This is a genomic window from Janthinobacterium sp. TND4EL3 (assembly GCF_900156175.1).
Classification (GTDB): domain Bacteria; phylum Pseudomonadota; class Gammaproteobacteria; order Burkholderiales; family Burkholderiaceae_D; genus Janthinobacterium.
Window position 1 is genome coordinate 15,655 of record NZ_FTMV01000001.1, and the last position, 17,519, is coordinate 33,173.

The window sequence follows — 17,519 nt, forward strand, 5'->3', positions numbered from 1 at the left end:
GAACTTTCCTGTTCCCTCTTTTCTGTTCCATATCGTCAGCGCATGCCCACACCCTCGAAATTGTCCGCCTGCCCCTGTGGCGGCCCCTCCTACGCCAGCTGCTGCGGCCCGTATCTCGCGGGCGACGCCCTGCCGCCCACGGCCGAAGCCCTGATGCGTTCGCGCTACACGGCGTTTACCTTGCGCGACGAGCCCTACCTGCGCGCCACCTGGCACGCCAGCACCCGTCCCGCCGACGCCTTGTTTGCCGACGAAGAAAAAGTCCACTGGCTGGGACTTGAGGTAAAATCTGCTTTACGTTTACGTCAACGTAAAGCAGAATCAGCAGATCAAGCCGAAGAGATACACCGCGATACCGTCGAATTCGTGGCCCGCTACAAGGTCAACGGCCGCGCGCACCGCCTGCATGAGGTGAGCCGCTTCGTGCGCGAGGCGGGCGACGGCGGTGGCGCCCTGCGCTGGTTTTATCTCGACGGCAGTTTTCCCGAATAGCGCGACCCGAGAGACCGGGCGATAATAAAAAGGAACCGCAATGCCGCACATCGAAAGCAAACTCAATCCGCGCAGTGAAGATTTCAAGGCCAATGCCGCGGCCATGCAAGCCATCGTCGACGATTTGCGCGACAAGGTGGAAAAGATCGCGGCCGGCGGCGGTGACGCTGCCTGCGCCAAGCATGTCGCGCGCGGAAAACTGCTGCCGCGCGACCGCGTGCAGATGCTGCTCGATCCCGGCACGCCCTTCCTCGAGTTTTCCCAGATGGCGGCCTACGCCATGTACCAGGACGCCAAGGGCGTCGATGCGGCGCCCGCCGCCGGCATCATCACCGGCATCGGCCGCGTCTCGGGCCAGGAATGCGTCATCGTGTGTAACGACGCCACCGTCAAGGGCGGCACCTACTACCCGATGACGGTCAAAAAGCATTTGCGCGCCCAGGAAATCGCCGACCAGAACAACCTGCCCTGCATCTACCTGGTCGACTCGGGCGGCGCCAACCTGCCGAACCAGGACGACGTCTTCCCCGACCGCGACCATTTCGGCCGCATCTTCTACAACCAGGCGAATCTGTCGGCCAAGGGCATCCCGCAGATCGCCGTCGTGATGGGCTCTTGCACGGCGGGCGGCGCCTACGTGCCGGCCATGAGCGACGAGTCGATCATCGTCAAGGAGCAGGGCACGATTTTCCTCGGCGGCCCGCCGCTGGTCAAAGCGGCGACGGGCGAAGTGGTGACGGCCGAAGACCTGGGCGGCGGCGACGTGCATACGCGTTTGTCCGGCGTGGTCGACCACCTGGCGCAGAACGACCTGCATGCGCTGTCGCTGGCGCGCACCATCGTCTCTAACCTGAACCGCAAAAAACCGCAGCAGATGGCACTGCGCGAGTCGGTCGAGCCGAAATATCCGACGCAGGAGCTGTATGGCGTGATCCCCGTCGACACGCGCAAGCCGTTCGACGTGCGCGAGGTGATCGCGCGCATCGTCGACGGCAGCGATTTCGACGAATTCAAGGCCCGCTACGGCACCACCCTGATCTGCGGCTTCGCCCACATCTATGGCGTCAAGGTCGGCATCATCGCCAATAACGGCATCCTGTTCTCCGAATCGGCCCTGAAAGGCACGCATTTCATCGAATTGTGCTGCCAGCGCAAGATCCCCCTGGTGTTTTTGCAAAATATCACGGGCTTCATGGTGGGCCGCAAGTACGAAAACGAGGGCATCGCCCGCAATGGCGCCAAGATGGTCACCGCCGTGGCCACGGCCAGCGTGCCGAAATTCACGGTCATCATCGGCGGCAGCTTCGGCGCCGGCAACTACGGCATGTGCGGCCGCGCGTTCTCTCCCCGTTTCATGTGGATGTGGCCGAATGCCCGCATTTCCGTCATGGGCGGCGACCAGGCCGCTTCCGTGCTGGCCACCGTCAAGCGCGACGGCATCGAAGGCAAGGGCGGGCAGTGGAGCGCGGACGAGGAAGCGGCCTTCAAGCAGCCGATCAAGGACCAATACGAGCACCAGGGCCACCCGTACTACGCCACCGCGCGCCTGTGGGACGATGGCGTGATCGATCCGGCCGATACCCGCATGGTACTGGGCCTGGGGCTGTCGGCGGCGCTCAACGCGGAAATCCCGGACACGAAGTTCGGCGTATTCCGCATGTAAGCGGCACTCAGGGAGAAGAGCATGGAATTTGAAACCTTAAAGCTGGTCATCGAGGGCAATGTCGCCACCGTGACCCTGAACCGCCCCGACGTGCGCAACGCCTTCAACGAGACGACGATCGCCGAACTGGCGCGCGCCTTCGAAGGGCTGGGACGCAGCGACATGGTGCGCGCCATCGTGCTGGCCGCGAACGGCGCGGCCTTTTGCGCCGGCGCGGACCTGAACTGGATGAAGAAGATGGCAGGCTACACGCATGCCGAAAACCAGGCCGACGCGCTGCAACTGGCGCAGATGCTGCGCACGATTTATCTGTGCCCGAAACCCGTGGTGGCGAAGATCCAGGGCGACTGCTATGCGGGCGGCATGGGCCTTGTCGCCGCATGCGATATCATTCTGGTTGCGGAAGACGTGCATTTCTGCCTGAGCGAAGTGCGGCTGGGACTGATCCCGGCCACTATTTCACCGTATGTCATCAAGGCCATGGGCGAAAACGCGGCACGCCGCTATTTCCTGACGGCGGAGCGATTCTCCGCCCAGGAAGCGCTGCGCATCGGCTTTGCCCACGAGGTAGTCGAGGCGAGCGCGCTGGACGCGAAAACGGCCGAAGTGCTCAAGGCGCTGACGGGCAACAGCCCGCACGCCGTGGCGCAAGCGAAAACGCTGGTGCGCGAGATCGCCGGCCAACCCGTCGACGATGCGCTGCTGGCGGACACCGCCGAGCGCATCGCGCAGATCCGCGCCTCGGAGCAGGGGCGCGAAGGCGTGCAATCCTTCCTCGACAAGCGCAAGCCGGGTTGGCTCATGGGCTAGTTAATAGTCCAAAGCTCATGGATTAAGAAAATCATTGGAGCAGTTTTGAAAGCAGAAAAACAATCGGGCTGGGTCGAACGCAGTCTGCGCAGCGTGTGGCACCCTTGCACACAAATGCAGCACCACGAGACGGTTCCCTTGATCCCCGTCAGCCACGGCCGCGGCGCCTGGCTGTATGATCATGAAGGACGACGCTACCTGGACGCCATCAGTTCCTGGTGGGTGAACCTGTTCGGCCATGCCAATCCGCGCATCAATGCGGAATTGAAGGACCAGCTGGACCGGCTGGAACACGCGATGCTGGCCGGTTTCACGCATGAACCCGTGATCGAGCTGTCGGAAAAGCTCTCCGCCTTGACCGGCGGCGTGCTCGGTCACAGTTTTTATGCGTCCGATGGCGCATCGGCCGTGGAAATCGCCCTGAAAATGAGTTTTCATGCCTGGCGCAACAGCGGCAAGGGTGAAAAACAGGAATTCGTCTGCCTGAAAGGCAGCTACCACGGCGAAACCATCGGCGCCCTGGCCGTCACCGATGTCGCCCTGTTCAAGGATGCCTACGGCCCCCTGCTGCGTGCCTCGCAGACGGTGATGTCGCCCGACTTCCGGCAGGCAGCCGAGGGTGAAACGGCGCAGGACGTGGCGCGCCGCGCCGCGGCCGACGTGGAACGGCTGTTCCAGGAAAAAGCGGACAAAATCGCCGCCATCATCATCGAGCCGCTGGTGCAGTGCGCCACCGGCATGGCCATGCACGACCCGCTGTACCTGTCGCTGGTGCGCGCCCTGTGCGACCGCTACCAGGTCCATCTGATCCTCGACGAAATCGCCGTCGGCTGCGGGCGCACGGGCACCTTCTTTGCGTGCGAACAGGCCGGCATCTGGCCCGACTTCGTCTGCCTGTCCAAGGGCATCAGCGGCGGCTATTTGCCGCTGTCGCTCGTGATGACGCGCGAAGATATTTATCAGGCGTTCTACAGCACCGACGTGCGCCGCGGCTTTTTGCATTCGCACTCGTACACGGGCAACCCGCTGGCCTGCCGCGCGGCGCTGGCGACCCTGTCGATTTTCGAGGAAGACGACGTGCTGGCGGCCAACCGGGTACGCGCCGCCAAGATCACGCGCGCCCTGGCGCCGCTGGCGCAGCATGAAAAGGTCAAGCATTTCCGCCAGCAGGGCATGATCTGGGCCTTCGATGCGGTGGACGCTGCGCCCGACTTTTCGCGCCGCTTCTTCAGCACGGCGCTGGAACACGAACTGCTGATGCGCCCCATCGGCGCCACCGTGTACCTGATGCCGCCGTACATCCTCGACGACGCAGAAATCGCGGGCCTGGGCCAGCAGACCTTGGCCGTCTTCAACCAAGTGATCGGAGCCTGAAATGGAACTGCTCACGCGCCTGAAGCAGCAATTGCAGGGACTGGAAGAGCGTAGCCTGATCCGCCGCCGCCGCACCGTCGACACGCCGTGCGCGCCGCGCCTGACGGTCGATGGCCGCGACATGCTGGCATTCTGCAGCAATGACTACCTGGGCCTGGCGTCGCATCCGCGCATCGTCGCTGCACTGAAAGAGGGCGCCGACCTGTATGGCGCCGGCAGCGGCGCGTCGCACCTGATCAGCGGCCATAGCCGTGCCCACGCGCAGCTGGAAGAGCGCCTGGCCGCATTTGTCGGCGCCAACCTGGAAAACGCGCGCGCGCTGTATTTCTGCACCGGCTACATGGCCAACCTGGCTGTGCTGACGGCCCTGTCGGCGGGCGACGCGGAGGCCGAGATCTTCTCGGAAGCGCTGAACCACGCCTCGCTGATCGACGGCACGCGTTTGTCCCGCGTCAAGACGCGCGTGTATCCGCACGCCGACCTCGACGCGCTGGCGGCCCTGCTGGCGGAAAGCAAAGCCAAAACCAAGATCGTCGTCACGGACAGCGTCTTCAGCATGGATGGCGACCTGGCGCCGCTGCCCGCGCTGCTGGCCCTGTGCGAGCAGTATGGCGCCTGGCTGGTGGTCGACGACGCGCACGGCTTCGGCGCGCTGGGCGCCAACGGCCGCGGCGCACTGGAGCACTTCGGCCTGCATTCGCCCTACCTGGTCTACGTGGGCACGCTGGGCAAGTCGGCCGGCGTGGGCGGCGCCTTTGTTTGCGCGCACGAGGCCGTGATCGAAACGCTGATCCAGAAGGCCCGCCCCTACATCTTCACGACGGCGGCCGCGCCCGCGCTCGCGCACGCGCTGCTGGCCAGCCTGGACATCATCGCCGGTGAAGAAGGAAAACAACGCCGGATACACCTGGCCGCGCTGGTGGCGCAATGGAACGAGGGCTTGCAGCTGCAGCGCTGGCAAGCCTTGCCGTCGCTCTCCGCCATCCAGCCCGTCATCATCGGCGAAAACGCGGACATGCTCGATATCGCCGCCCAACTGTACCAGCAGGGCCTGTGGGTCGGCGCCATCCGCCCGCCCACCGTGCCAGCAGGGTCGGCGCGCCTGCGCGTGACCCTGTCGGCCGGCCATACGGCGCTGGAAGTGGCGCAATTGATCAACGCAGTCAACACCCTGGAAAGGACTCGCCATGAGCCTTGATGATCCTATCGTGGCGGAAGTGCTGGCGGACCTGGCGCCGGCCGTGCAGCCGGCACCGGCAGCCACTGGCCTGCCGTCGCGTTTTGCCTGTTTCGTCACCGGCACGGACACGGAAATCGGCAAGACATTGACGTCGTCGGCCCTGCTGCACGCGCTGGTGGCGCGCGGCGTGCGCGCCTGCGGCATGAAACCGGTCGCCGCCGGCGCCGAGATGCGCGACGGCGAACTGCATAATGAAGACGCGGACAGCCTGATCGCCGCCGGCAACGTCAGCATGCTGCGCAGCCTGACGACGCCCTACATGCTCAAGGAGCCGGCGGCGCCGCACATCGCCGCCGCGCTCGAAGGCGTGAGCATCGAATCGGTGCCGATACTGGCCGCCTACCTAGAAATCGCCGCCGCCTCGGACGCCGTCGTGGTCGAAGGCGTGGGCGGATTCCGCGTGCCGCTGTCGCCCGGTTTCGATTCGGCCGACCTGGCGCAGCAGCTCGATTTGCCCGTCATCCTCGTGGTGGGCATGCGTTTGGGCTGCATCAGCCAGGCCTTGCTGACGGTGGAAGCCATCGAAGCGCGCGGCCTGAAGGTCATCGGCTGGGTCGCCAACACGCTGGAAGTGGAAATGCGCTTCCTCGATGAAAATATCGATGCGCTGATCGAGCGCATCCCGGCGCCGCTGCTGGGCAGGGTGCCGCGCCTGGCGCAGCCGAGCGCGGAAGCGGCGGCCGCGTATCTCGATTTCACCGGCTTGCCCAACTGGCCGGCGCAACAGTCAAACATTTAACGTATTTAAAAAATAGAAGCGAAGGAATCACATGTCTCACGTCCAAGAAGCAGCAAAAACCGTCGAACTGCACCGCCCTGCGGCGCGCATCACCGTGCCGGAAGCGGCCACCTGGCCCGTCGCCGACGTGCTGGCCCTGTTCGACCTGCCATTCAATGAGCTGATGTTCCAGGCCCAGCAAACCCACCGCGCCAACTTCCCCGACGGCGACGTGGAACTGGCGACCCTGTTGTCGATCAAGACAGGCGGCTGCGAGGAAGACTGCGGCTACTGCCCGCAGGCGGCCCGCTACGACACGGGCGTGGAAGCGAAGAAAATCCTCGACATCGACACGGTGCTCGACGCGGCCCGCCAGGCGAAAGCCAACGGCGCCACGCGCTTCTGCATGGGCGCCGCCTGGCGCAGCCCGAAAGAGCGCGACATGGAAAAAGTCGAAGAGATGGTGAGCAAGGTCAAGGCGCTGGGCCTGGAAACGTGCGCTACTTTGGGCATGCTGGAAGAGGGACAAGCGGACCGCCTGAAAAACGCGGGCCTGGACTTCTACAACCATAACCTGGACACGGCGCCCGAGTTCTACGACAACGTCATCTCCACGCGCGAATACCAGGACCGTCTGGACACGTTGGGCCGCGTGCGCGAAGCGGGCCTGAAAGTGTGCTGCGGCGGCATCGTCGGCATGGGCGAAACGCGCTTGCAGCGCGCGGGCCTGATCGCCCAGCTGGCGAACCTGAATCCGTATCCTGAATCGGTGCCCGTCAACCACCTGGTGCAGGTGGAAGGCACGCCTTTGTACGGCCTGGAAGCGCTGGACCCGTTCGAATTCGTGCGCACGATCGCCGTGGCCCGCATCACCATGCCGAAGGCGCGCGTGCGCCTGTCGGCCGGCCGCCGCCAGATGGGCGAAGCCGTGCAAGCCATGTGCTTCCTGGCTGGCGCCAATTCCATCTTCTACGGCGACAAGCTGCTCACCACCGACAACCCGGAAGCGGAAGACGACCGCACCCTGTTGAATAAACTGGGCTTGCAGACGCGCGGCGCCATGCTGGACTCGGTACAGAAAGAGAAGTGCGGCTGCTGATCCCGGCCCTGTCGGGTTACGCCGTGCCGGCTAACCCGACCTACGAAAACCACCTTGCCATGCGTAGGTCGGTTTAGCGCGTAGCGCGTAAACCGACAAGCCAGCACACAACGTCCGCCAAGAGACAGCTGCCCCCTTTGAGAGAATAGAGAGAGACCATGTTCACTAAAATCCTGATCGCCAACCGCGGCGAAATCGCTTGCCGCGTCGCCGCCACCGCGCGCCGCATGGGCATCCAGACCGTCGCCGTGTATTCGGAAGCGGACGCCAACGCCAAGCACGTCGCCGTCTGCGACGAAGCGGTGCTGATCGGCCCCGCGCCGGCCAAGGAAAGCTATCTGTGCGGCGACAAGATCATCGCCGTGGCGCTGGCCACTGGCGCCCAGGCGATCCACCCCGGCTACGGCTTTTTGTCCGAAAACGCCGACTTCGCCGACGCCTGCCACGCGGCGGGCCTCGTCTTCATCGGCCCGCCGGCTTCCGCCATGCGCGCCATGGGCTCGAAATCGGCGGCCAAGTCGCTGATGGAGAAAGCCAACGTGCCGCTGGTGCCCGGCTACCACGGCGAGAATCAGGATGCGGACTTCTTGCACGGACAAGCCGACAAGATCGGCTACCCCGTGCTGCTGAAGGCGTCCGCCGGCGGCGGCGGCAAGGGCATGCGCGTCATCGAGAACAGCGCCGACTTCAAGGCGGCGCTGGCCTCGTGCAAGCGCGAGGCGATCAGCTCTTTCGGCGACGACAAGGTGCTGGCCGAAAAATACCTGTCGCGTCCGCGCCATATCGAAATCCAGGTGTTTGCCGACACGCTGGGCAACTGCATCTACCTGTTCGAGCGCGATTGCTCGGTGCAGCGCCGTCACCAGAAGGTGCTGGAAGAGGCGCCGGCGCCGGGCATGCCGGCTGACCGCCGCGCGGCCATGGGCGAGGCGGCCGTCGCCGCCGCCAAGGCCGTCGGTTATGTCGGTGCGGGCACGGTGGAATTCATCGCCAACCAGGACGGCTCGTTCTACTTCATGGAGATGAACACGCGCCTGCAGGTGGAGCACCCGGTGACGGAAATGATCACCGGCACCGACCTGGTGGAATGGCAGCTGCGCGTCGCCTTTGGCGAGCCGCTGCCGAAGAAACAGAATGAATTGACGATCCACGGCCACGCCATCGAGGCGCGCATCTATGCGGAAAATCCGGAGAAGGGCTTTTTGCCGTCGATCGGCACCCTGCGCCACATGCAGTCGCCATCGGCCGTGACGTTCGAACTGGGCGGCACCGTGGTGCCGGCCGCCGTGCGCATCGATTCGGGCGTGCGCGAAGGCGACGCCATCTCGCCGTTCTACGACCCGATGATCGCCAAGCTGATCGTCTGGGGCGCGGACCGCCGCGTAGCGCTGGCGCGCATGGCGCAGGCGCTGGCCGACTACCAGATCGTGGGCCTGGCCAGCAATATCACCTTTTTGAAGCGCCTGGTCGAAGGCCAGGCGTTTGCCAGCGCCGACCTCGATACGGGTTTGATCGAGCGCAATCAGGCGTCGCTGTTCCCCGCCCTGCAAGCGGCGCCCGACACGGCCCTGGCGCTGGCGGCAGTCAGCCTGCTGACGCAAGAAAAGGCGGCGTCCGAAGCGCAGTCGGGCAACCCCGCCGACCCGTGGGGCAATGCCCTGGGCTGGCGCCTGAACAGCACCCTGGGCCGCAGCCTGGCGTTTGCCGACGAATTCGCGCTGGCCGGCGACAGCAAGGCCTATGCCGCGCGCATCGCCTACAAGACCGATGGCTGGCTGTTCAACGGCCAGCCCCTGACCCTGACGGCGCGCACAGGCAACGAGCTGCACATCAAGCTCGGTGAACGTGCCGTGCACGGCACGGTGCTGCGCGACGGCGAGCAGTTCCACGTATTCACCGGCGGCTTGCACTACACCTTGCACTACAGCGACCCGATGGCCCATGCGGGCGAAACGGAAGCGGAAGGCGGCCGCCTGACGGCGCCGATGCCGGGCAAGGTCGTCGCCGTGCTGGTCAACAAAGGGCAGGACGTCAAGAAGGGTGAGCCGCTGGTCATCATGGAAGCGATGAAGATGGAGCACACGATCGCCGCGCCGCACGACGGCCTGGTGGAAGACGTGCTGTATGCGGTCGGCGACCAGGTGGCCGATGGCGCGCCGCTGCTGGCCTTCAAGGCTGCCGCGTAAGGGGCGCCCTTGGAAACGTCCATGCGCATTCTTCTACAACGGTCGGACGGCAAGGAGGCGGCATGGATCAGCGACTTCCGCGACTTGCTGCCCGAAGCCGAGATTGTCTTCTGGCGCGAAGGCGAGACGTTCGCGCCTTGCGACTATGCCGTCGTGTGGCAGCCGCCCGCCGCCATGCTGCCCGCATTGAGCGAAGTCAAAGCCATCTTCAACACGGGCGCCGGCGTCGACGCGCTGCTGAAATTCGGCGACGCGCTGCCGGCCCACGTGCCGCTGGTGCGCCTCGATGACGCGGGCATGGGCGTGCAGATGGCCGAGTATGTGAGCCACGCCGTGCTGCGCCACTTCCGCCGCTTTGACGACTACGAGGCGCAGGGCCGCGCCGGCATCTGGCAGCCGCTGCCCGCCTTCGACAAGATGGATTTCCCCGTCGGCGTGCTGGGCATGGGCGTGCTGGGCACGCGCGTGCTGCAGGCGCTGGCGCAGTTCGAATTCCCTTTGCGGGGCTGGAGCCGCAGCCGGAAGCACATCGATGGCGTGCAGTGTTTTGCGGGCGAGGAGGGGCTCGATGCCTTCTTGCGCGGCACGCGCGTGCTGGTGTGCATGCTGCCGCTCACGCCGGAAACGCACAACCTGCTCGACCGCGCGCGCCTGTCCATGCTGCTGCCGGGCGCCTACGTCATCAACGTGGCGCGCGGCGCGCATCTGGCCGAGCCGGACTTATTGACGTTGATCCGCTCCGGGCATATCGCCGGGGCGACGCTGGACGTGTTCCGCAACGAGCCGCTGCCGCAGCAGCACCCGTTCTGGCAAGAACCGCGCATCACCATCACGCCGCATATTTCGGCGGCCACCCTGCGCCGCGAAAGCGTGGCGCAGATCGCCGCCAAGATGCGCCGCCTGCACGCCGGAGAGCTTGTCGCCGGCATCGTCAACCGTTTGCAAGGATATTGAGATGAACCCTATTACCAGTTTACCCAGGCAGGTCAAGATCGTCGAAGTGGGCCCGCGCGACGGCCTGCAAAACGAGAAGGAAACCATCAGCGCCGCCGTCAAGATCGAGCTGGTCGACCGCCTGACCCAGGCCGGCTTCGCCAATATCGAGGCGGCGTCCTTCGTCTCGCCGAAATGGGTGCCGCAGATGGCCACCAGCGCGGAAGTGATGGAAAAGATCGCGCGCCGCCCGGGCACCATTTATTCGGCGCTGACGCCGAACATGCAGGGTTTCGATGCCGCTCTGGCGACAAAAGCCGATGAAGTGGTGATCTTCGGTTCTGCGTCCGAGGCCTTCTCGCAAAAGAACATCAACTGCTCGATCGCCGAATCGATCGCCCGCTTCGAAGGCGTGGCGAAGGCGGCCAAGGAGCACGGCCTGCGCCTGCGCGGCAGCATCAGCTGCGCCTTCGGCTGCCCCTACCAGGGCGACGTGCCGCTCGACGCCGTGGCCGACGTGGTGGGCCGCATGCGCGACCTCGGTTGCGACGAGATCGACATCGCCGACACCATCGGCGTGGCCACGCCAAGAAAGACGCAGGCGGTGATGGAGCGCGCGATTGCCGCTTTCCACGTGGGCGGCCTGTCCGGCCACTTCCACGACACCTACGGCCAGGCGTTGGCGAACATCTACGCCAGCCTGGAAACGGGCATTGCGATTTATCATTCGTCCGTCTCCGGCCTGGGCGGCTGCCCGTACGCCAAGGGCGCCACGGGCAACGTGGCCACCGAGGACGTGCTGTACATGATGCAGGGGCTGGGCATTGCCACCGGCATCGACCTGGACCTGGTGGTCGACGCGGGCCAGTTCATCTCGCAGCAGCTGGGGCGCAAGGGGTCCAGCCGCGCCGGCAATGCCATCGCGGCGAAACGCGCAGCTTAAACGAAAGGGGCCGACGGCCCCTTTTTACTGTCTGCCTTTGCTGCATGCAGCATGTACGCAAGACAGACGAAAAAAAACCCAAGAGTCGAAACTCTTGGGTTTTTTTCTACAAATTTGGTCGGAGTACAAGGATTCGAACCTTGGACCCCCTGGTCCCAAACCAGGTGCGCTACCGGGCTGCGCCACACTCCGAAGACCAAGATAATACAGGCCGTATCGACTTCGGTCAAGGGTCAGGTGAAACTCTGTGTAAATTATTTACGCGCGGCACTGGGACTCATGTATTTTTCAAAACGATTGAAGTATGCGACACTGAGTTTGCAAGTTTTCCCGACACACATGAAGGCGACGACGGCAATGGATTTCAGTATAGAAAGAAGCGGCGGCGGCCAGCCCATGCCGAATCGCCGCGGCATTGCGCTGGGCGTCGGCGTATCCTTGCTGCTGCATGGCGCCTTGATCTATCTGTGGCGTCATGTACAGCCGCCTGCGCCGCCGGACGCCGCGCCGCGCGTGGAATCGATTGCCGTATGGATACGCCCGCTGGCCGCCAAGCCTCCGCCGCCGCCCGTCGAGGTGGTCAAGCCGAAGCGGGAAGCCAAGCCCGTCAGCAAGCCGAAGCTGGCCACGGCCCGCGAAACACCGGCACCGGCGCCCAGCCCGCAAGCCATCACGGTCGCCCCGGCATCACCGGCCACGCCGGCGGCCAGTCCCGATACCTTCAGGCAAGAAAGCCCGGAAACGCCGAAATTCGACATGGAAGCGGCCAAACGCACGGCGCGCAAGATGGCGGGCGAGCGCGACCCGTCCAAGGTGGGCACGGCCGTGGGACAAATCCCCGACAAGCCGCTGCAAACGGAAACCCAGCTGGCGCGCAACATCGCGCAGGGCAAGCGCGGCGATTGCCGCACCGCCTATGCAGGGGCGGGCTTGCTGGCGCCCGTGCTGATGTTGCTCGACAAGAAGGATAGCGGTTGCAAGTGGTGATGAGCTGCTTGACTATACCCATATTGGGTACTAACATACCCAATATGGGTACTTTCGCAGATACATTGTTTTCCAAGACACAGCAGCGCGTGCTGGCTTTGCTCTTTGGTCAGGCGCAACGGTCTTTCTATGCGAATGAAATCATCGCCTTCGCAGCCATCGGCTCAGGGGCCGTGCAACGCGAACTGGCCAAGCTGGTGAAATCGGCCCTGGTGACCGTCAAGAAAGTGGGCAACCAGAAGCATTACCAGGCGAATCACGATGCGCCGATCTTCGACGAGCTGCGCAGCATTGTGCTGAAAACCTTTGGCGTCGCCGATGTGCTGCGCGTGGCCCTGCAACCGTATTGGCAGGAAATCGACCTGGCCTTTGTGTACGGTTCGATGGCCAAGGGCACGGAACAGGCGCACAGCGACATCGACCTGATGGTGATCGGCAGCATGGCATCGAATGCCCAGTTGCTGGCAGCGCTGCAGCCTGCGCAGCAGCAGCTGGGCCGCAGCATCAACCCTACCTTGTATACGCGGGAAGAATGGCGGCAAAGAATAGACGACGGCAAGTCGTTCGTCGTGCGCATCCTCGAACAGCCCAAGATTTTTGTCAAAGGCTCCAACGATGACCTCACCGAACTCACAGGCGCTGGCGAACCTGGCGCGCATCGGCCAGCTCAAGGCTGAGCCAGCGGACGCACGCGAACGCGCAGGCTTGCTGCGCTCGGCCACCGTGCGCCTGCGCGATGCCAGGCAGGTGATGCTGTCGCTGGAAAGCCGCTTCGACCTCGCGTATAACGCGGCACACGCCGCGGCCCTGTCTGCGCTGCGTCAACATGGTTATCGCAGCGACAACCGCTATCTCGTCTTTCAAAGCCTGGAACACACGCTGGGTTTCACGCCGCAGCAGTGGCTGCTATTCAATCAGGCGCACCGGAAGCGCAACCTGGCGGAATACGAGGGCGATCTCGATGTCACACAGGGTTTTGTCGACGAGTTGATCGAGCACGTGGAACAATTGCTTGCGGCGGCACAGGCACTCGATGTCCAGCCGCCGTCCTGATCGCCTTATTCCTGCCCCTTCAACTGCAACGCCCGCTCATACAGGGCGTTTTTCTTGCGGCCCGTGATCTGCGCCGTCAGGTTCGCCGCCTGCTTGACGCTGCATTCGGCCAGCAGGATGTTGAGGATGCGTTCCGCTTCCACGTCTTCCGCGTCCTGCGCCTCGGTCGCGCCTTCGAGCAGGATGACGAATTCTCCCTTTTCGCGGTGCGCGTCGGCACGGATCCAGCTTTCCGCTTCGGACAGGGGGCAGCGGTGGATTTCCTCGAACAGTTTCGTCAGCTCGCGCGCAAACACCACCTGGCGCGTCGGCTCGAACGCTGCCGCCAGGGCCGTGGCGCAATCGAGGATGCGGTGCGGCGCCTCGTAGAACACCATGGTCGCCGTCACGCCGCGCAAGCCGTGCAAGATGTTTTCGCGCTGCTTGGCCTTGGCCGGCAGGAAGCCGACAAAGTAGAACTGGTCATTCAACAGGCCGCTGGCGGAAATGGCGGTGATGGCCGCCGACGGGCCGGGCAGGGGCAGCACGCGCAGTCCCGCCGCGCGCACGGCGTCGACGATGCGCGCGCCGGGGTCGGAGACGGCGGGCGTGCCCGCGTCGGAAACGAGGGCGATGCGTTCGCCCGCGTGCAGGCGGGCAATCAGGGTTTCCGCCACTTCCCGTTCGTTATGTTGATGTGCCGCAATCAATGGCTTGTTCAGGCCAAAGCGCGTCATCAGGTGCGCCGTATTGCGCGTATCTTCACAGGCGACGGCGTCGGCAAGGCTCAGCAAGTGCAGCGCGCGCAGGCTGATATCGGTCACATTACCGATGGGCGTGGCCACTATATACAATGTTGCGATAGGATAGACCTGATGCGCGGCCTCTGTCATGATGGGCAGGCTGGCGATGGAACTGATTTCTTGTACGGTCATTTTGGAGGTTGAATGCTTGCTAATAGTGTGAAGTTACTGCTTGTTTGTGCCGCGACCGGCATGCTGAGCGCTTGCAGCACGCCTTGCGACGCGCCCGGGCAATTGTGCGCGCCTATTGAATCTAACACAAGGCCGCTGCCGCCACCGAAGCCGCTGCCGCCTCCCGTGCCGCCGAAACCGCCCGCGCCCGAACCGGTGACGTTCGCCGTTGCCGTACCCGATATTACCGCGTATGACGGCAACGGCGCGCCGCTGGCGCCCATCAGCACCAAGCCGGCCACCGGCACGCCGCAGGACATGCCGGCCGCCACGGCGCCGGCGCCGGCCGACGGCAATGTCCACCACATCGGCCTGCTGCTGCCGCTGCGCTCGGAAACCCTGGGCCCGGCCGCCGAATTGCTGCGCGCCGGCTTCATGGCCGCGTATGAGCGCGACCGCAGCGGCTTTGAAGTGACGGTGATCGATACGGGCGACGGCAGCACGGACGTGCTGAACAAGTTTGCGCAGGCGCAGGAAGAACAGGACATCGTCGTGGGGCCTTTGTCGCGCCCTGCCGTGACGGCCGTCGCGAACAGCGACCTGGTACGCAAGCCCACGGTCGCCCTGAACCACCCGGACAACCGCGGCGAGGCGCGCCTGCCGGCCAAGCTGCTGGTCATGGGCCTGTCGATCGAGGCGGAAGCGCGCCAGGTGGCCGCCTGGGCCGCCAGCGAGCAGCCGGGCGCCAGCGCGCTGATCCTGTCGGCCGGTTCGCCGTCGCAGCGCCGCACCAGCGCCGCCTTCAAGCAGGAATGGCTGCGCCAGGGCGGCAAGGTCGAGACGATGGACCTGACGGCCACGAACGGCTACCTCAGCGATGCGGAACTGGTGCAGCTGCGCGCGCGCCTGGCCGCGACGCCGCCGGGCCTGCTGTTTGCCGCGCTGGACGCCGACCAGGCGCGCCAGCTGCGCGTGGCCATCGGCAGCGATTTGCCCCTGTACGGCACCTCGTCCTTGAATCCCGGCGCCGGGCGCGGCGCGAGCGGCCCCGAACTTGACGGCGCGCGCCTGCTGGACCTGCCATGGCAGGTGCAGCGCGACCATCCGCAGGTGATGGTGTACCCGCAACCGCCGCAGCCCGGTGAACGCCGCCTGACGGCCGACATGGAACGCCTGTACGCGCTGGGCATCGATGCCTTCCGCGTGGCGCGTGAACTGGCGCTGCGGCCCAATGCGCCTTTCACGCTCGACGGCGTAACGGGCCGCCTGGCCGTGCGCTTTGAGAAGGATCAAAGCGTGTTCGAACGGACGGAGCAGGCCGCCACCTACCAGCAGGGCGTGCTGGGCACCTGGCCACCGGCCCCGCCGGCCGCGCCGCCGGTACAATAAGGATGGGCGCCATGCCGCCCTTCTGGAACAAACGGGAACAGGGACGGCAGGCGGAAGACGATGCGCTCGCGTATCTGCTGCTGCAAGGCCTGGTGCTGCTGGAACGCAACTATCTGTGCAAGGGCGGCGAGCTGGACCTGATCATGCGCGACGGCGCCGCCATCGTCTTCGTCGAAGTGCGGCAGCGCTCGGGCGCGGCCTACGGCGGCGCTCTGGCCAGCATCACGCCGGCCAAGCAGCGGCGCATGGTGGTGGCCGCGCAAACCTGGCTTGCCGGACAAAAACGCTTGCCGGCATGCCGCTTCGACGCCCTGTGCATCGACGCCGGGCGCATCAGCTGGCTGAAAAACATTCTGGATATGTAAGCATTTTTAACAGTGCTTGTCCGCCATGCCGCGCGGCTGCACTATAATCGGCAGACTATGAATAATCAACGCATCCTCTCGCACTTCCACGAAAGTGCCGAACTCAAGATCCAGGCCGCCACCGTACTGGCGCAACCCATTGCGCAGGCGATCGACCTGATGTTTTATGCATTGTCCAACGGCAACAAAATCCTGGCTTGCGGCAACGGCGGTTCCGCCGCCGACTGCCAGCATTTCGCCGCCGAGCTGGTCGGGCGCTTCGAGCGCGAGCGCTTTCCGCTGCCGGCCCTGGCGCTGACGACGGATACGTCCATCCTGACGGCCGTGGCCAACGACTACAGCTACCGCGAGATCTTCTCGAAGCAGGTGCAGGCCTTCGGCCAGGCCGGCGACATCCTGCTGGCCATTTCCACCTCGGGCAATTCGGCCAACGTGATGGCGGCCGTGGAAGCGGCGCTCGAGCGCGAAATGCGCGTCGTGGCGCTGACGGGCAAGGACGGCGGCGCCATCGGCAAGATGCTGACGGACGCCGACGTGCATATCTGCGTGCCGGCCGAACGCACGGCGCGCATCCAGGAAGTCCACCTGACGACCATACACTGCATCTGCGACGGCATCGACGTCGCCCTATTCGGAGGAGACGTGAATGACTAAATTCGGTACTGGCCCAGGCTGGAAACGCGTACAACGCCCGCTGGCCACCGCACTGCTGTGCGGCGCCATGCTCACTTCGCTCACCGGCTGCATCGAACTGATGGTCGGCGGCGCGGTGATGGGCGGCGTCGCCGCAGCAGACCGCCGCACCCTGGGCGCCCAGACCGAAGACAAGTCGATCGCCCTGAAAGGCGAATCACGCATCCCTGCCATCGTGGGCGACATCGGCCACGTGAACGTCACCAGCTTCAACCGCCGCGTCCTGCTGACGGGCGAAGTGCGCGACGAGGCGATGAAAAATGCCGTCGAGCGCGAAGTGCGCAATATCGAAGGCGTGGAATCGGTGGCCAATGAGCTGATCATCGCCGGCCCCGCCAGCTACACCTCGCGCTCGAACGACGCGCTGATCACGGCCAAGGTCAAGGCCAGCCTGGTCGACATGAAAACCATCTCGGCCGCCTCGTTCAAGGTCGTCACGGAAAACGGCACCGTCTTCCTGATGGGCAGAGTCACCCAGCGCGAAGGCACGGTCGCCTCCGACGTGGCGCGCGGCGTGAGCGGCGTGCAGAAAGTGGTCAAGCTGTTCGACTACATCTCGGAAGCGGAACTGAAGCAATTGCAGCCCGATCCGCCGCAGCAGCGCACGACGAACACGGTCAGCGATACGGTCCAGCAGTAAGCGCCTCCGCCGTTTGACCTACGGCGCCAGACTGACGATGC

General features: G+C 64.8%; 18 protein-coding genes and 1 tRNA gene. 17 read left to right on the forward strand and 2 right to left on the reverse strand.

The window, feature by feature from the left end; all coding sequences use genetic code 11:
- The first annotated feature begins 42 nt into the window (after positions 1–42).
- The 10 genes from BXA07_RS00075 (at position 43) to BXA07_RS00120 (ending at position 11,458) form a co-directional block, all read left to right on the forward strand.
- Positions 43–492 (forward strand): YchJ family protein, encoded by a 450-nt coding sequence (locus BXA07_RS00075; protein ID WP_076564568.1) that lies wholly within the window; start codon positions 43–45, stop codon positions 490–492.
- A 40-nt stretch (positions 493–532) separates the two neighbouring features.
- Positions 533–2,155, forward strand: a complete 1,623-nt coding sequence (locus BXA07_RS00080; protein ID WP_076564569.1) for a carboxyl transferase domain-containing protein — start codon at positions 533–535, stop codon at positions 2,153–2,155.
- A gap of 21 nt (positions 2,156–2,176) precedes the next feature.
- Entirely contained in the window at positions 2,177–2,965 is a 789-nt protein-coding gene (locus tag BXA07_RS00085; RefSeq protein ID WP_076564571.1) for an enoyl-CoA hydratase/isomerase family protein, read from the forward strand.
- A 45-nt stretch (positions 2,966–3,010) separates the two neighbouring features.
- On the forward strand, positions 3,011–4,339 hold the full coding sequence (bioA, locus tag BXA07_RS00090) for an adenosylmethionine--8-amino-7-oxononanoate transaminase (protein WP_076564572.1): 1,329 nt from the start codon (positions 3,011–3,013) through the stop codon (positions 4,337–4,339).
- 1 nt (position 4,340) lies between these two features.
- Positions 4,341–5,537 (forward strand): 8-amino-7-oxononanoate synthase, encoded by a 1,197-nt coding sequence (gene bioF / locus BXA07_RS00095; RefSeq protein WP_076564574.1) that lies wholly within the window; start codon positions 4,341–4,343, stop codon positions 5,535–5,537.
- Positions 5,527–6,318 (forward strand): dethiobiotin synthase, encoded by a 792-nt coding sequence (gene bioD / locus BXA07_RS00100; RefSeq protein ID WP_076564576.1) that lies wholly within the window; start codon positions 5,527–5,529, stop codon positions 6,316–6,318. The genes bioF and bioD overlap by 11 nt, the downstream gene beginning before the upstream one ends.
- A gap of 31 nt (positions 6,319–6,349) precedes the next feature.
- Positions 6,350–7,396, forward strand: a complete 1,047-nt coding sequence (gene bioB / locus BXA07_RS00105) for a biotin synthase BioB (RefSeq protein WP_076564578.1) — start codon at positions 6,350–6,352, stop codon at positions 7,394–7,396.
- Positions 7,397–7,554: 158 nt separating this feature from the next.
- On the forward strand, positions 7,555–9,582 hold the full coding sequence (locus BXA07_RS00110) for an acetyl/propionyl/methylcrotonyl-CoA carboxylase subunit alpha (protein ID WP_076564581.1): 2,028 nt from the start codon (positions 7,555–7,557) through the stop codon (positions 9,580–9,582).
- Between the two features lie 21 nt (positions 9,583–9,603).
- The gene (locus BXA07_RS00115; protein WP_076564583.1) at positions 9,604–10,536 is read left to right on the forward strand and encodes a 2-hydroxyacid dehydrogenase; all 933 of its coding nucleotides are present in this window, start codon (positions 9,604–9,606) and stop codon (positions 10,534–10,536) included.
- Between the two features lies 1 nt (position 10,537).
- The gene (locus tag BXA07_RS00120) at positions 10,538–11,458 is read left to right on the forward strand and encodes a hydroxymethylglutaryl-CoA lyase (protein WP_076564585.1); all 921 of its coding nucleotides are present in this window, start codon (positions 10,538–10,540) and stop codon (positions 11,456–11,458) included.
- A 115-nt stretch (positions 11,459–11,573) separates the two neighbouring features.
- On the opposite strand, the gene BXA07_RS00125 is transcribed toward BXA07_RS00120, so the two are convergent.
- A tRNA-Pro gene (locus BXA07_RS00125) sits at positions 11,574–11,650 on the reverse strand.
- Positions 11,651–11,854: 204 nt separating this feature from the next.
- On the opposite strand from BXA07_RS00125, the gene BXA07_RS00130 reads away from it, so the two are divergent.
- The 3 genes from BXA07_RS00130 to BXA07_RS00140 all read left to right on the forward strand — a co-directional run bounded on the left by BXA07_RS00130 (position 11,855) and on the right by BXA07_RS00140 (position 13,498).
- On the forward strand, positions 11,855–12,445 hold the full coding sequence (locus tag BXA07_RS00130) for a hypothetical protein (RefSeq protein WP_139335389.1): 591 nt from the start codon (positions 11,855–11,857) through the stop codon (positions 12,443–12,445).
- A gap of 65 nt (positions 12,446–12,510) precedes the next feature.
- Positions 12,511–13,122 (forward strand): nucleotidyltransferase domain-containing protein, encoded by a 612-nt coding sequence (locus tag BXA07_RS00135; protein WP_244556134.1) that lies wholly within the window; start codon positions 12,511–12,513, stop codon positions 13,120–13,122.
- Positions 13,061–13,498 carry a hypothetical protein gene (locus tag BXA07_RS00140; protein WP_076564591.1) on the forward strand — a complete coding sequence of 146 codons (438 nt, stop codon included), beginning with the start codon at positions 13,061–13,063 and terminating at the stop codon, positions 13,496–13,498. Before BXA07_RS00135 ends, BXA07_RS00140 begins: the two co-directional genes overlap by 62 nt.
- Positions 13,499–13,503: 5 nt before the next feature.
- On the opposite strand, the gene rsmI is transcribed toward BXA07_RS00140, so the two are convergent.
- On the reverse strand, positions 13,504–14,412 hold the full coding sequence (rsmI, locus tag BXA07_RS00145) for a 16S rRNA (cytidine(1402)-2'-O)-methyltransferase (protein WP_076564593.1): 909 nt from the start codon (positions 14,410–14,412) through the stop codon (positions 13,504–13,506).
- Between the two features lie 165 nt (positions 14,413–14,577).
- Between rsmI and BXA07_RS00150 the strand changes: the two genes are divergently transcribed.
- From BXA07_RS00150 to BXA07_RS00165, 4 genes are read left to right on the forward strand one after another with little or no spacing between them, the layout of a single operon-like run.
- Positions 14,578–15,780 (forward strand): penicillin-binding protein activator, encoded by a 1,203-nt coding sequence (locus tag BXA07_RS00150; RefSeq protein WP_083707973.1) that lies wholly within the window; start codon positions 14,578–14,580, stop codon positions 15,778–15,780.
- Between the two features lie 11 nt (positions 15,781–15,791).
- On the forward strand, positions 15,792–16,145 hold the full coding sequence (locus tag BXA07_RS00155) for a YraN family protein (RefSeq protein WP_076565578.1): 354 nt from the start codon (positions 15,792–15,794) through the stop codon (positions 16,143–16,145).
- Positions 16,146–16,202: 57 nt separating this feature from the next.
- A complete protein-coding gene (locus BXA07_RS00160) occupies positions 16,203–16,799 on the forward strand; it encodes a phosphoheptose isomerase (protein ID WP_034752465.1) in 597 nt (198 codons plus the stop codon).
- The gene (locus tag BXA07_RS00165; RefSeq protein WP_076564597.1) at positions 16,792–17,478 is read left to right on the forward strand and encodes a BON domain-containing protein; all 687 of its coding nucleotides are present in this window, start codon (positions 16,792–16,794) and stop codon (positions 17,476–17,478) included. Before BXA07_RS00160 ends, BXA07_RS00165 begins: the two co-directional genes overlap by 8 nt.
- The last annotated feature ends 41 nt before the right edge of the window (positions 17,479–17,519 follow it).

Coding starts and splice junctions, on each gene's coding strand:
- BXA07_RS00130 (WP_139335389.1), top strand. CDS start 11,855: ATGCCGAATCGCCGCGGCATTGCGCTGGGCGTCGGCGTATCCTTGCTG.
- rsmI (WP_076564593.1), bottom strand. CDS start 14,412: ATGACCGTACAAGAAATCAGTTCCATCGCCAGCCTGCCCATCATGACA.
- bioD (WP_076564576.1), top strand. CDS start 5,527: ATGAGCCTTGATGATCCTATCGTGGCGGAAGTGCTGGCGGACCTGGCG.
- bioF (WP_076564574.1), top strand. CDS start 4,341: ATGGAACTGCTCACGCGCCTGAAGCAGCAATTGCAGGGACTGGAAGAG.
- BXA07_RS00085 (WP_076564571.1), top strand. CDS start 2,177: ATGGAATTTGAAACCTTAAAGCTGGTCATCGAGGGCAATGTCGCCACC.
- bioB (WP_076564578.1), top strand. CDS start 6,350: ATGTCTCACGTCCAAGAAGCAGCAAAAACCGTCGAACTGCACCGCCCT.
- BXA07_RS00165 (WP_076564597.1), top strand. CDS start 16,792: ATGACTAAATTCGGTACTGGCCCAGGCTGGAAACGCGTACAACGCCCG.
- BXA07_RS00160 (WP_034752465.1), top strand. CDS start 16,203: ATGAATAATCAACGCATCCTCTCGCACTTCCACGAAAGTGCCGAACTC.
- BXA07_RS00080 (WP_076564569.1), top strand. CDS start 533: ATGCCGCACATCGAAAGCAAACTCAATCCGCGCAGTGAAGATTTCAAG.
- BXA07_RS00120 (WP_076564585.1), top strand. CDS start 10,538: ATGAACCCTATTACCAGTTTACCCAGGCAGGTCAAGATCGTCGAAGTG.
- BXA07_RS00075 (WP_076564568.1), top strand. CDS start 43: ATGCCCACACCCTCGAAATTGTCCGCCTGCCCCTGTGGCGGCCCCTCC.
- BXA07_RS00110 (WP_076564581.1), top strand. CDS start 7,555: ATGTTCACTAAAATCCTGATCGCCAACCGCGGCGAAATCGCTTGCCGC.
- BXA07_RS00155 (WP_076565578.1), top strand. CDS start 15,792: ATGCCGCCCTTCTGGAACAAACGGGAACAGGGACGGCAGGCGGAAGAC.
- BXA07_RS00140 (WP_076564591.1), top strand. CDS start 13,061: ATGACCTCACCGAACTCACAGGCGCTGGCGAACCTGGCGCGCATCGGC.
- BXA07_RS00115 (WP_076564583.1), top strand. CDS start 9,604: ATGCGCATTCTTCTACAACGGTCGGACGGCAAGGAGGCGGCATGGATC.